The organism is Saprospiraceae bacterium, from assembly GCA_016709995.1.
GTDB lineage: Bacteria > Bacteroidota > Bacteroidia > Chitinophagales > Saprospiraceae > JADJLQ01.
The window spans coordinates 38,712-53,597 of sequence record JADJLQ010000001.1 but is presented as its reverse complement, the minus strand read 5'-3'; the positions used below and the strand labels follow the sequence as shown (position 1 = coordinate 53,597).

The 14,886-nt window shown below is 40.3% G+C and carries 8 protein-coding genes; 1 reads left to right on the top strand and 7 read right to left on the bottom strand.

Features of this window, described 5'->3' with window-relative positions; translation table 11 throughout:
* The 7 genes from IPJ09_00215 to IPJ09_00185 all read right to left on the bottom strand — a co-directional run bounded on the left by IPJ09_00215 (window position 1) and on the right by IPJ09_00185 (window position 13,891).
* On the bottom strand, window positions 1-3,342 hold the full coding sequence (locus IPJ09_00215; GenBank protein MBK7369889.1) for a SusC/RagA family TonB-linked outer membrane protein: 3,342 nt from the start codon (window positions 3,340-3,342) through the stop codon (window positions 1-3).
* A gap of 321 nt (window positions 3,343-3,663) precedes the next feature.
* Window positions 3,664-5,007, bottom strand: a complete 1,344-nt coding sequence (locus IPJ09_00210) for a RagB/SusD family nutrient uptake outer membrane protein (protein MBK7369888.1) — start codon at window positions 5,005-5,007, stop codon at window positions 3,664-3,666.
* Between the two features lie 42 nt (window positions 5,008-5,049).
* Entirely contained in the window at window positions 5,050-8,115 is a 3,066-nt protein-coding gene (locus tag IPJ09_00205) for a TonB-dependent receptor (protein MBK7369887.1), read from the bottom strand.
* Window positions 8,116-8,365: 250 nt separating this feature from the next.
* Window positions 8,366-9,253 carry a DUF4361 domain-containing protein gene (locus IPJ09_00200; GenBank protein MBK7369886.1) on the bottom strand — a complete coding sequence of 296 codons (888 nt, stop codon included), beginning with the start codon at window positions 9,251-9,253 and terminating at the stop codon, window positions 8,366-8,368.
* Complete coding sequence (locus IPJ09_00195) at window positions 9,225-10,670, bottom strand: SusD/RagB family nutrient-binding outer membrane lipoprotein (GenBank protein ID MBK7369885.1); 1,446 nt, start codon at window positions 10,668-10,670, stop codon at window positions 9,225-9,227. The genes IPJ09_00200 and IPJ09_00195 overlap by 29 nt, the downstream gene beginning before the upstream one ends.
* An 18-nt stretch (window positions 10,671-10,688) precedes the next feature.
* Window positions 10,689-11,825 carry a TonB-dependent receptor gene (locus IPJ09_00190; protein ID MBK7369884.1) on the bottom strand — a complete coding sequence of 379 codons (1,137 nt, stop codon included), beginning with the start codon at window positions 11,823-11,825 and terminating at the stop codon, window positions 10,689-10,691.
* Window positions 11,810-13,891: a SusC/RagA family TonB-linked outer membrane protein gene (locus IPJ09_00185; GenBank protein ID MBK7369883.1), complete on the bottom strand. Its 2,082-nt coding sequence runs from the start codon at window positions 13,889-13,891 to the stop codon at window positions 11,810-11,812. Before IPJ09_00185 ends, IPJ09_00190 begins: the two co-directional genes overlap by 16 nt.
* A 331-nt stretch (window positions 13,892-14,222) precedes the next feature.
* Here IPJ09_00185 and IPJ09_00180 point away from each other — a divergent pair, with 331 nt between their 5' ends.
* Entirely contained in the window at window positions 14,223-14,774 is a 552-nt protein-coding gene (locus IPJ09_00180; GenBank protein ID MBK7369882.1) for a hypothetical protein, read from the top strand.
* Window positions 14,775-14,886: the final 112 nt, after the last annotated feature.

Sequence of the window (14,886 nt, the reverse complement as noted above, 5' to 3'; positions counted from 1 at the left end):
TTAGAAAGTCACATTTAGATTCACCCCAAACCTTTTGGTAGTAGGTGTAGTCCCAGTTTCGATTCCTTGAAGATTGGTATCTGCGTTTTCAGCCAATACTTCAGGATCGGAATTGATACCTTCTATGAGATTAGGAGCATACCACCAAAGATTTCTACCAGAGATAGAGATTCTGGCTGAGCCTATAGGTGTCTTTTTTAATAATTTTTTAGGAAGATCATACCCTAAGCTGACCTCTCGCAATCTGATATTAGTGATATCATACACATTGGTCTCGTCAGCGCCATAAGGTCCGAAACCATTACTAAAGAAGAAGTCAAAGGAAGTAATGGGGGTAGTATTACGAATATATTTGCCATCGTCACCCTTGATAGCTTCATAAGTACTTGGATCACCGTATACACCAGGTATGATCCTAAGTGGTTCCCGATCTTCGGTTACCTTTAATTGACCTCTGAGCGTCAAAGAGCCTGCAGTAGTAAGGAACATATCACCACCCTGTCTCCAATCTATTAACGCCCGAAGCGTAAACCCTTTAAAACTAAATGAGTTGTTGATCCCCATCATAAAATCAGGATTTGGGTCACCAACAATTTCATTGGTTGGCAATACGATGGTCGTACCTAAATCTTTATCGATCAATAAATCACCTTCAGGAGTTCTTGCATTTTTAGCACCAAATATTTGGGCATAAGGATAACCTGTACGATGAATATTTTGAAGGGTACCATAAGCCGGGAAGCTACCGAAAGTGATCTGGCCAGTTGGGCCTGCATCTACCACCAGGCTTCGGATGCGGGTAAAATTGACGAAAGTATTCCACTCAAATCCGCTCTTTGTTTTGATTGGTGTAAGATCAACGCCTAGTTCAATACCTTTATTCTCGATTTCACCTGCATTGACAATGGCTTGGACAAAGCCTGTGCTTCGAGGCAGCTCGGCAGTAGTGATCTGATCCGAGGAATTTCTCTTAAACCAGGTAAATTCTACACCAATTTTATTGTTGAAAAACCTCAGATCAGTACCTAATTCTACTTCATGGGTTAATTCATGTCTTAAGTCGGCGTTACCAAGGGTATTTCCCAAAGAAGCCCTATTGACACTGGTACCTCCGATATTGACAAAGGGTTGATTGATAGAATAAGTAGTACGGGTTCTGTAAGGGGAAGCCTCATTACCTACTGAGGTATAGGCCGCTCTAATCTTTCCATAACCCAAAATATTACTATTCATTTTCAACATGTCCGTAAAAATTAAAGACATATTGGCCCCCCCATATAAAAAGCTTTGATTTTTCTTAGGCAAGGTAGAAGACCAGTCATTTCTGGCCACTAAACCAAGATATAGATAATTTTTGTAGCCTATGGTAGCATCACCATAAGCTGAATAAAATCGCCTAAGAGATGTTTCTTCATAAGAAGACTGCGAAATTGTTTTGTCTGTATTGTAGAGCCCTTTGGCGATAACGCCTCTACCATCGACAAATCTTTCAGAGTAACTTCTTTGGTTGAGATTTACACCACCAATTATTTTAAAATCAATATCCTTGGAAATCTGTCTGTTGACAGTTGCTAAATAATTGAAATCAATCTCCGTATTGTGAATATCATCTGTCCAAACCTCTCCGGTAGGATCTGCTACGCCACCGGGAGCTTCAATGCTTTTACGAGCATCTCCATAAGTATTCATGCCCCCTTTAGCAGTCAGGTTAAGCCAGGGAGTGACATCATAACTCAAAGTAAGATTGCCAAAAGCACGATTGACATCACTGCTGTATTTATTATATTTTACCAACCATAGAGGATTGTCCAGGGCGCGATAAAATACATTATCACCAAATGGCGTTTCAAAAGGATAAGGTGCTACTCCATTCTCACCAAATAAATCAAAATTTCTTGGCAAGAAAAACAATCGGGTATAAATAGAGCCATCTGAGGCAGTACCGTTATTACCTCCAAAAACGGAAGCAGCGAGCGGCGGGTTGGCTTGTCCTGTATTGACATAAGTCACATTACCGGAGAGCACTAAACCATCGGCTAATTTGCCATTTCCACCAAAACTTAAGGAAGTTCTATTTGCTTTGGAGTTGGGCACTATTCCATCATTGTCCATCCTTGACACAGTAGCAGACAGGGAAGATTCTTTACCCCCGGCATTGATGGTTAATGAATTTTCCAAAACAGTACCTTGCTCAAAAAACTTCTCTACAAAATCGTAGGGACGAAAAGGAACTGCAATCGCTTTTGGGAGTCCATCTGCCAAAATGATGGGGTTGCCACTGCCATCTTTTTCCCAAAGTTCAGGAAAAAATGCGGTAAATCGTGGTCTGGAATAACCTGTAGACGCCAGAGGATGTGCAATAGTGCCTTCGGGATAACCTGGTTCAATTATTTTAGAATAATTGGTGCCATAGAGAGCATTTAGCCTATCCACTTCTGTAGGGAATGGAGCACCCCAGTTGCCAATGAATCCTCCATTATAATTTTGGTTAGATCCCTGTGAATAAACATTTTGGTAATCTGGTAGTCCGGAGATTTTTTCAGTCGAATACGAGGAGCTATAACTTACTTCAAGTCCTTTACGAGCATTTTTACCACCAGTTTTGGTAGTGATCACCACAACCCCGTTGGTGGCCCGTGAGCCGTAAAGAGCAGCAGCAGCCGCTCCTTTGAGTATGGTCATAGACTGGATATTGTTGGGATCAATGTCGAAGGCCCGGTTTGAGTAGGAAGATCCTTTGTCAGCACCAAAATTGTTGGGCGAGTTGACAGAGTTGTCGAAAGGGATACCATCAACGACAAACAAAGGTTGAGTATTACCGGTTAGAGAAGAATTTCCTCTGATATTGATTTTGGTACTCTGACCGGGAGCGCCGCCTCCACCGGTGACCTGAACGCCAGGTGTTTTACCAGCTATCGCTCTGATAGCATCCGGTTCTGAGCGTTGTGCTAATTGGTCTCCACTCAAATCAGTGACAGAATAACCCAAAGCTTTTTTCTCCCTTTGGATCCCAATAGCTGTAACTAAGATTTCTGACAATTGTTCAGCGGACTCGACCATAGTGATGGTGATTTCACCAACATTACTGCCCAAATTGGCTTCTTTGGTTGCATATCCGGTGTAGGTGACGACCAATACATCATGGCCTGTCGGTACTTCGATTGCAAAAGCGCCATCCACATCGGTCACAGTTCCTACAGTCAATCCTTTGACTTGTACACTGGCTCCGATGAGTGGTTCTCCTGCTTCGTCAATTACTTTCCCAGAGATATTACGCTGAGCGAGTAAGGTAGTCCATGCTGTCAAAAACAGCATTGCTAAAAAAAGAGAGAGTCTTTTCATATTAACCCTGATTTAATGATTTAAAAAGTGAGCTTGAGTAATCTTTCCAAAATAAATTAACGTATCGATAACCTAAATTGTGGAACGAAAATAAATAAATATTGGATTTTCTTTAGTTCCTAATATTTTATTTTTACGCAAATATTGTCTCGCTCAAACAGGCTATATTAATTGCATTATTGTCAATTAAAGGAATTTTGTAATAGATTATTAATTATTGCCAATATATAATTTTTATGCTCTATATTTAATTAAGCACAAAAAAGGCAGATTTGAGAACAAATCTGCCTTTTTGTGGCATCCAAACCTATTACCAAAATGTTAATATCCTGAATTCTGGACCAGGCTTTTATTGGTATCGATCTCCCGCTGTGGAATCGGTAAAATCAATTTGGGATCTGAAGGATTCAAGCCTCCGATAGCCAATTTTAATCGCTTTACATCTTGCAATAATAGCCCTTCAAATGCAAGTTCAAGTTTGCGTTCTAAAAGTATTTTATCGAGTGACAAATTAGCTTGTGTCAAACTTGCAGCGCCGGCTCGAGATCTTAAAGTATTGATATCCACCAGGGGGGAGGCCCCTACAGAGGTATTCAGTCTAAAATTGGCTTCGGCTCTAATCAAATACATTTCTGCTAATCTTACAATATTGACATCTCCAAACTGATTGAGATGTTTACGACTGTAAAGCCTATTAGACGCTATGATGGTAAACTTTCCACGGGTATCAGTAGCATCATAGAGTGCAGTGTGTTTAGATTGTACTACTATATCCCCTCGACCTGCATATGCTGGTGGTGCAAAATAAGTATTAAGGTTGTTGACTCCATCCTGATCTGTGACGATGAGTTTGAAAATACTTTCTCCATCAAATCCACCAGACTCTTCATCAAATACCTGATCGTAAGTGTCTGCGAGGGCATGATTGCCAGATTGGATCACTGCATTGGCAGCGTCTCTTGCCCCAGCAAAATTGCCTTGAATCAAATAGGTCCTTGCCAATATAGCCGTGGCTGCGTCTTTGGTGGCAAAACCATTGTTGTCTAATGAGCCGGGTATCAAAGATTGAGCTTTAGTCAAATCTTCGATTATCTGAGCATAAATAGCTGCTACACTGGCTCTGGGACGGTCATCTGTCTCTGTGACCACACGTGTGGGCGTGATGACAAGGGGTACTCCAAGATTTGCATTGTTGTCTCCATCGCCCCAGCCTTTGGCAAAAAGATTGATCAACCCTAAGTAAGCATTGGCTCGAATAAATCTTGCTTCTCCCTCTACCTGGCCTCTTTCGTCTGCCGACAAAATATCCAAAGCAGACAGGACATTATTGGCTCTATTGATAGCTACATAAGCGTCCCGCCAGGAAGACAACACCTGAGTATTGCCAGCAGTCATAGCTTTACGCCACATTTCGTCCAGCGTAGAAAAAGTACCTCTAAAAACAACCTCTCTATCATCTCCTACCATTTCACTTTCGTATAAGATACCGCCACCCATCACATCACCATCGGCAAGGCCGTCATAAGCCCCTATCAAGGTCACTTTGACATCCTGAGGTGTAGAGAGTGCATTTTTTTCATCAATGGATTGGGTAGGATTGATATTCAATTCCTTATTACAGGAGACTAACAAAAATATAATTGAGATATAAATAAATTTTTTCATGCATTTCAGTTTTTAAATTCTTAAGTGTATAAAATGAGACCATTAAAACTTTACAGACAGTCCACCAATGATCGATCGTGGCAACGGAGGTGAATAAAAATCATATCCTTGCGCCACATTCGTAACAAAGTCATCAGAATTTACCTCAGGATCCCATCCACTATAATTGGTCAAAGTCAACAAATTGAGCCCAGTGACATATATTCTTGCATTTTTAATTTTAGCATTTTGCAGCCAACCTTTAGGCAGATTGTATCCAAAGGTGGCGTTTCTGAGTCGAACGAAAGAGCCATCTTCAATAAATCGGCTTGAAGCCTGTGCTCCGTTGTTGTAGAAAAGCCTGGCTTCGGGAATATTGGTTTTGGTATTTTGAGGCGTCCAGGAATTTAGCTGATCTACAGTCTGATTGTCTTCAAATCGACCATTGGCAGAACTGAAGCGTCCGGCGCCATAGAAATTGACCAGATTGCCCTGTACAGTATTCCAAAGCATTGAAAACTCAAAACCTTTATAACTCACATTGGTGGTAAGTCCACCGATCCATTTAGGGAGTGCATTACCGATAACAACCCGCTGGGCCTGATTATAGCTATTAGTCGTGCTTCTGTCTAAAGTGCCGTCAGCATTCATAGAGTTTTTATACCATAATGCATCTCCATTGGATGGATCTGCTCCGGCATATTCGACTGTAAAATAAGTGCTGAGTGGCTGGCCTTCCATCGCCCGACTCATATTGGCTACTCCTCCTTCAATAATCTGTCCTTGCAGATCATTGATTTTATTTTTGTTGAGTCCAAAATTGAAACCAAGGTCCCATTTAAAATCTGCACCATTGATAATCGTACTGTTCAATACCAACTCAATACCCATGTTTTCAAGTTTTCCTACATTTTTGGTCAAAGTTGAGAAACCCGTACTTGCCGGAACATTGACATTCAACAAAAGCCCGTCCGTTTTTTTCTGATAAATGTCTATCTCTCCATTGATGCGGTCATGAAACAAGCCAAAATCAAGTCCAACATCTACCTGATCAGTAGTCTCCCATTGGAGGTCAGGATTCCCTAATTGTGATGGGCGCTGACCAGGTTTATTGCCGTATCCAGCATCTCCCTGAAATAATCCTAGTTGAGGAAAATTGCCAATCTCAGCATTTCCTGTCCTTCCATAACTTCCTCTCAGCTTTAAAAAACTTATCAGATTATTATTTTGAAGGAATCCTTCTTCAGAAATGATCCACCCTGCGGAAACAGCCGGGAAAAAACCATACCTGCTATCTGCTCCAAATCTTGAGGAGCCATCCACCCTGGCGCTAAGACCCAATAAATATTTATCCGATAGTTTATAATTAGCTCTTGCGAAATAAGAAACAAAACGAAAATTAGTTTGGGTAGAAGTACCTGCGGTGATTTTAGCTGCACTCGCAATCTTAGTGTAAGCATCCGATGGAAAGTCTGTACCTGTCACGGAGTTAAAATCTTGTCTGGATTGCTGAAAAGACATACCACCTGTGAGGTTGATATTATGAGCCCCAAAGCCCCTGATATAACTAAAATAATTGTTTGTATTCAGATTCTCGACCCTGGTAAAATAGTTGGATCCAGTGCCCAAAGCAAAACCTGTATTCCGCTGGGTAATACTATTATTGTATGATTCTTCCTGTTGATCGAGGAAGTCTACCCCCAATTCAGATCTGAAGGTCAAACCAGGCAATATCTTCAATACTCCATAAGCATTGCTGAGGTTTCGATGTACATTGGTATTAAAAGTAGCACCGTCGAGGTTGAGTAGTGGATTATAATAAAGTGGCTGGCCTATGTCTCCGGGAGGAGAGCCTATCCTCAAGCCCGTAGTTGGATCAATCAGTGGAGACAGTGGAGTAAGCGCGACGATCTGTTGAGGATTGGAGAAGGCATTGTCTCCATCCAGGCGCTTATTTAAAGTACGACTGAGCCCAAGATTAAATCCGATGTTCAGTATTTTACTCACTTCATGGTCCAAATTGATCCTGCCTGTCATCCGCTGCAGATTATTGCCAATCATGATTCCTGCCTGATCCAAAAACTGACCAGAAACAAAAAACCGGGTTTTGGCATTACCACCGTCTATGCTCAAATCGATTTGTTTTTGAGGGGCATCCTGATAGGCGAGTTCGTCCCATTTGGTGTCAGCCTGATCTGGAGTACCAAAGGTACCTATGCTGACTCCGTCAAAGAAGCTTTCCATATAAGAAGTATAAGAATCCGGATCTGCCGGATCGATTTGTTCTATCCGGTCAGAATTGGCTGCTGCTTTTCTATAATAATCCAGATATTGTTCAGAATTAAAAAAGTCAACCTTCCGGGTAGGCTTGCTTTTACCATATTGAATACCCAGATTTACATTAGTTTGACCTGATTTGCCTTTTTTAGTCGTGATGAGGACTACACCATTAGAAGCTCTTGATCCATAAATGGCGGCAGCAGAAGCATCTTTTAATATTTCAATAGACTCAATATCCTGAGGGTTGATATCTACAATCGAGTTGGTCGCTCCTCCCCCATTGCTTGAAAGATTGGCGGTCGTGATTGGGATACCATCGACCACATACAGAGGTTCATTTGATGCAGATACTGATGAATTACCCCGGATACGAATTTGCATGGCTTGGCCGAGTTTGCCGGTACCAGCATTGATTTGAACTCCGGCAGCTTTACCTTGCAACACTCCTTCTAAAGAACTAACAGGGATGTCTTTAAAGTCAGCAGCTTTGATCTTGGCTATGTTGCCAGTGAGATCACGTTTGATTTGAGTGCCATAACCTGTGACAATGACTTCCTCTAAAGTCTTGACATCTTCTTTAAGTACTGCATCAATGATGGATCGGCCATTGATACTTTCTTCGATACTCGTGAAGCCGAGGTAAGTAAATACCAGAATATCATTGGCTCCGGCATTGATGTCATACTGTCCATCAATATCAGTAATAGTACCTATCGAGGTGCCTTTTACCGAAATCGATACCCCAATTAAAGGTGCACCATCACTGTAAGAAGTGACCGTGCCTTTTATTTGAGCATCCAGTACAATAGCAAATAATAAACAAAAAGGAATGGCTACCAGCCATCTCATAAGAAGTCTTTTCATTAAGTTTGATTTAGTGATTAGTTAAAAAAAAGTCTTATCCAGAAGAAATGTTCCTAAAAGTATTAACGATCTTATCTTGCAATTTGTGAAGATGGTGTTAACATAAAAAGCAGTATATATGGTGGTATTCAAGATTTATCTCTATGAATTGTTCAAAAAGAAAAGGCTTTCAAACCGAGGTCTGAAAGCCTTTTTTAATAATTAAAGAGCAATAGCTTTAAGACTATACTGCAAATTACTTTAAAGTGAGAGTCTCTTCCGTAATCCTGGGTGCTGCGACATTGTAAGCATACCATAATTTGAAACTATGAGTAGCAGGATCATAGGTATTAGGTCCATAACTTTGATCAACATTTGGAGTCACCCCGCTAGGCGTAATTGTAACAGAATTATCTGGATTGATAGTCAACACCATAAAATAACCTGAACCACCTAAATCACCCAATTCAGCAATCACTGAATTAGGTCCCGAAGTAGATAAGTCTTTAACCCTGTTTATAGCCCTATCGCCAGCAGTTGGATGGTGAAAAACACCTACCGCCTGATATGTACCATGCCATTCATTTTTGATGACCACATTAAATAATGCTCTATCAAGCGAAGGTATTGTATTAAATCCCCCTGTTGAACTTTCAATAGAGAGTCCAAGCGCAAATTGTTTTGTCAAATCTAACTTGCTGGGATCAACGCTTAAGTAAACTTTTTTCCCAAACTCACCTGCTCCGAATTTTAAATCAAGAGACTCTAAAGAATACCCACCTTCTAATGGCACAAATGATGTACCATTTTCCGTATTGTATTGAGTAATCAAAGAGTTATCGACTTTTAATTTTACATCGGAAGCCGTGTTTAATGATGCTTGAGAATTTGCATCTCTAAAAACATCCATCAAAACAACTTTTTTTGTACCTGCGGTTGCGTCAAGAGCAGTAATATTAATCTCATCTGCGCCAGCAGGAATCCGGACAAAATTTTCCCCGATCCCTTCTATTGCATTTCCTCCTTCTTCAATGCAACTTGCAAGACAACCTAACAAAAAAAGTCCAATTATATATTTAAATTTCATAATATCTTGGTATTTATATTTTAAAAAATTATTGCTTATCCCACCAGACTCGCCCATCTTGAGTATCACCACCTGGGACTCTACCAACTGCAGAAGACAAATTTTCTCCATTCAGATTATACTCTACCGTAGGATATACAAATCTTCTTGGAATCTGTTTGGATGCACTCACAGCCTGAGGAGTGGGTGTCAAAGTAGGCGTACCCGTTCTTCTCCATTCTGTCCAACCACTACGACCATCGGGATAAATAGCAATCCATTTTTGCAGATTGATTTTTTCCAGATCAGATGAGGAACCATCTAAAGCGACAGAATTCGAATTAACATAGGTATTTATAGTAGAAGCATCACTGATTCCCCATCTTTCGAACGAAGCTTTAATGCCATCAGCATAAAACTTATTTTTATCACCAGTGACCCAACCTCTTTGAATGGCCTCAGCAAGAGGCAAAAGCACCTGAGATGCAGCTAAGACTACAACCGGAGCTGTCTGAGATCTCCATTTAGGTGCTAAAATCAATGACCAGTCAGCATTGGCATTGGTGTAATTGATGGCAGCATCCCGCGTCAGGCCATAAGGGATACCTTTTACTTCTCCTTTTGCGTTTGGCGTACCAAACTGTTGCAATCTTGAATCATTCAGGTTTTTCAAAGCAGTAACCATTACATCACTGATGGAATAATCTTTACGACCATCATATACAACGTACCATGGGTTTTTATAAGTAGCTCCCGGGTAGAATAAAGTGACATCATCTGCAGCGGAAGATAAATAACCGGCTGCATCAGAAAAAGCAGCACTGAATTCTGTTTTACCTGATGCGGGATCTACTTTAGACAACCTCATCGCTAAAACCAAACGCAAAGAATTGGCAAATTTTTTCCACTTCGCTTTGTCTCCACCAAAAAGAATATCACCCTGAGCAGCCAATCCATTATCAAATTGGGCGATTGCGCTTTTGAGTGTACTAAAAAATCCTTTATATATATCAGCCTGGGTATCGTAGGTAGGTTTTGCATCACCTGTGAGTGCTGTACTATAAGGCACATCACCCCATCGATCCGTCTGGTGCATATAGAGGTAAGTCAACAAAATTTTAGCAACCGCGATTTGATTGGCATTTGAGCCATTGGCAGTCACTTCATTTTTAGTGTCTTCATCGGTGTTGTTATTAATAATATTCTGCAAGTCATACATAGCCCCGGAATAATTACCTGTAAAATTGATTTGTTGTAACGAGTACAAGGAAGCATCAGTATATTGAGACTCAGAAAAGTATTGAGCATATAATCCTTCGTTCATACCCTGAGTCCATCCGCCAAGGCCTGCCAAAACGTTGGTCAGCAAAGCAGAAGTAACCGGTACTGTGGTGGCATTTGGGTTCTTATTAACATCTCCAAAATCTGACAATGAGCAAGTACTGAATAAGAACGCGAAAGCAATAAGTGATATAGATTTGAATAAATTTTTCATTATTAAATATATTTTTAATTAAAAGCCAAGTTTAATATTAAAACCAAAGGAACGCGTACCCGGGAATTGGCCATTTTCACCATACCGCTGACCCACCTCAGATGGATCAAAGTCCTTAGATTTAGAAGAAATCAACCAAGGGTTGCGAGCAATAAAAGATACAACGATCGTATTGATATATTTCAGGCCCAGTTTTGAAGTTGGGATTTTATATCCAACATTTACTTCTCTCAATTTAACGAAATCTAAAGAATGAATATTATCCTCAGCTATGCTTCTGGTTCTAAACTGATGCCAATAAGTCTGAGCATCTACATAAACATCGACAGGTGACCCATCAGCACTGACACCAACAGCATGCACTCCGCCGCCTACAGCCACAGCATCTCTGCTTGGATTGCCTTTGTCATTCAAGGCAGCCGTCTCCTCAAATAATCCTGAGAATTTACCCCAATGATCAGATAATGAATAAAATACTCCTCCTTTAGAAAAGTCAATATTGAAATTAGCGAACAAATTACCAACACTAATTTCATTCAATATACCACCTGTCCAGTCTGGCAATACTGATCCAAAATAGGTATCAGGCTGTAATGTAAACAATCCAGTTGCATCGAGAATAGGTACCCCTTGTGCATTTCGTTTGATTCCTCCACCTCTTAACTGACCCCAATTCTGTCCTACCTGGTGAACTAACCTTGCACCACTACTGGTACCAAATGTACCGGTCTCACGAATAATGGCATCAATGCCCTCTGCCAGTTCAACAATTTTAGTTTCGTTTTTAGCCCAATTGAAGGTAATATTCCAGTTAACTTTTTTTGAAGAAATTGGAGTAGCATCGAGGGTTAATTCCAAGCCCTGTCTCTCCACTCTACCTGCATTAATATTTTTTGAAGAAAATCCTGAAGCACCTGAAACCGGCACACTCAAAATTTCATCAATTTTATTCTCTTTGTATACAGTAGCAGAAAGTCCTACTCTATTGTGGAGGAACTTTAGATCTATTCCGCCTTCATAGGCTGTAGAAAGTGAAGGTTTGATATTCGGGTCAATCAATCCATCCGGTGTACTCATGAGGAATGAACCATTCCATTGATTAGCCGCTACCCCATAATTTAAAGAGAGTTGATATGGTCCTAAATCAGATCCCACCTGTGCCCAACTGGCACGAATTTTACCAAATGATAAATCATTGATACCCAATAATTCGCTGAACAAAAGCTCACACCTACGGAAGGATATAGATAAGAATTGGCATTTTTAGGTAAAGCACTACTCCAGTCGTTTCTGGCTGCAAAGTCAACATATAGCATGTCTTTGAATCCGAAGGTACCGGTACCATATAAGCTGTTTACCGTTTTAAAACTGCGTCCGCTACCAAAAGTGGCCGGAGACTTAGAGTTAGCCAAAGTGAATAAATCAGGCACAGACAAACCATCTACGGTTGCACCGCCAACACTAGTAGCTGTAACTTTTCTTATATTACCTCCAGCCTTAAAATCCAATGAAAAGGCCTTCACTCTGGTATGGTAGGAAGCTAATAATTCATAGTTGTCTTCTTTACCGGCAGAGCCATCTGAAGGTTCGAAAAATCCCTGATTGTAGCTATAACTATTCCTAACACCTGTTTGGGTACCGCTATTTTCGAGTATCGCTTTTACATAAGATTCATCCAGTACTTCTATTTGGTTTCTACGTACAAAACCCTGAACCTGGAAGTTTTTGAATGGCTTGAAAGTCAAATTAACATCGCCAAACATTCTGTTTCGATTAGATGTTTGACTTAAGTTTTCAAACCAGTCATAATAATTATACCAATAATTGCCACCATAAAAATCTAAGGGGCTGGACAAATAGCTTCCAGGATTATTATGATTCCAACTCGAAAGTATTCCTTCTGGTGAATACATACCCTGGTATTCTTTAATTTTCTTTAGATCAAGATCTCTGTGAAACCACTGGTTAAAAGATCCAGAAGATTGATTGGCATAACCGTCATCAAATTGACCATTGATTTTTTGATTTGCCATATTGATATTAAATCCGGCTGTAAAATATTTGCCCAGGTCAAAATTACCAGTGGTGTTAAGGGTATTTTTATTCGAACTGGAATAAGGCAGCATGCCTTTTATATTTTGGTTAGTATAGGAGACACGGATACTATATCCTTCTCCACCCTTACTTAAACTTACGTTATTATTTAAGGTAACTCCAGTACCGTAAAAATCACGTACGTTATTTGGTTGACCTACCAGTTTGGCAGTTTGTCCAAAAGCAGGAGTACCTACATACCAGGAATACCAGGGTATATATTCCTGACCAACCATACGGGGCCCCCAGGAAGCATCATCGGAATAATCATGATAAAACTTTCCTTCGAAAGTTTTCCATTCATCCGGCATGCCGGCTTCCCAATTAAACTCTATTAAATCAGGTGCTCCGCCACCTGCATAAGAGTTCTGATATCTTGGCAAAATGTACACATTGTCAAAAAATGTACCTGAGTTGATTTCGATACCTACATTTTTAGAAGCTTTAGCTCTTTTGGTTTGAATAACAACCACACCTGCATCCCCTCTCTGTCCATACAAGGCAGTTGCACTGGGGCCTTTGAGTACAGTCATTGCTTCTATATCGTCTACACTGATGTCCTGGGCACTAGCTACCGGTGTGCCATCTATAACATAAAGCGGTGTTTTGTCATTTAAAGAACCTGCGCCTCGTATACGAATGGTAGCATCTCTACCCAAAGCCATTGAAGATTGGCTTCTCACCTGGACCCCGGCGATTTTTCCACTCAAGGCATTATTGACTGAGGTGGAAGGTATCTGCCTAAGTTGTTCTGCGTCCACTTGTTGAGCAGAATAGGTCAGAGACTTCTGAGACCGGCTGATACCTAAGGCAGTAACTACCGTCTCCGCCAAGGTAATCCCTTCACTCAAAGTAATATCTATTTGTTGTTGATTGCCCACCGTAATCTCCTGGTCATTATAACCAATATAAGAAATCACTAAAATGGATGATTCAGAAGGAACATCAATAGTATATGTTCCATCAATGTCCGTAGTGGTACCTGTAGTGGTCCCTTTCAGATATACATTGGCACCTATCAGTGGCTCTCCACTAATCTCTTTGACTGTGCCGGTAATAGTACGCTGAGCAAGGACCGAAGTCAAAGCCAGCAAAACCGAAAAAATGGTTAGAGTAAGTCTTTTCATGATAAAATGTTAAAATTTCGACGCTAAGTTAATAAAAAATTAAAAAACCAAAGGTTTCTTAACTCTGAGTCAAACGATATGTTAATGAAAAGTGCTGCCTTGCCACCCTTAAACAGAGATTTTTCAATAAATAAATTAACATTTAGCCTACCTTGCTCGTTGTAATGATTTTAAACACAAACAAAATGAAAAATTATATTATTTCGATATTACTGCTTTTTCTTTTGTCAGTTTTTCACAACGGCAAACTAGTAATTACAAAGTAATACCACAGAATCTACAAGGTACCTATGAAGGAGACTGTAAAAATAGATTAGCACACGGGGAGGGGTTGGCCATCGGAAAAGAAACATATGAAGGAAGTTTTAAGGAAGGGATACCCCAGGGAAAAGGAAAATATATTTATGAAAACGGGTCATACTATGTAGGTGAATTCAAAAATGGACTCCGTCATGGTGAAGGAAGAATGTTTGAAGTCCAATCCGTTAAAGCCATAAATAAGGATAGTACCGAAATCCTTGGAGGAAAATTAGGACGCTGGAAGCAAGATGAGTTTATCGAAGAAATATTGGAAAAAAAATACACCATCATTCAAAATTTAAACACCTTATCCACTCAATTTGATAAACCTGACGAAAGAACGGAGCGAGTGGAGATTATGTTGGGTACCAGATCTGTATTAAGTGGTGTATCCATCAATCCGTCATCAGGCACTTTTTACATGCAAGGGCCCAATAAAGCAATTATAGAAAATTGTGTGTTTCCTTTAAGAGTGAGGATGAATTATAATGCTCAAAAGGGTTTGAGTGCCCCCATTTCAGTGAGGTTGGAGTTTGAGCTGGAATCTAAAGGACATTGGAAGATCAATGTCAACTCACAGTAAGTAAACTTAAAATAATGCTATCAGTTGGTTATATGATGCCGATAAAATGGGGCAGGTCATAAAACAAAAAAAGGGCAGGTGCCTACGCCTTTGCGAAGCTCAACTGCCCAAA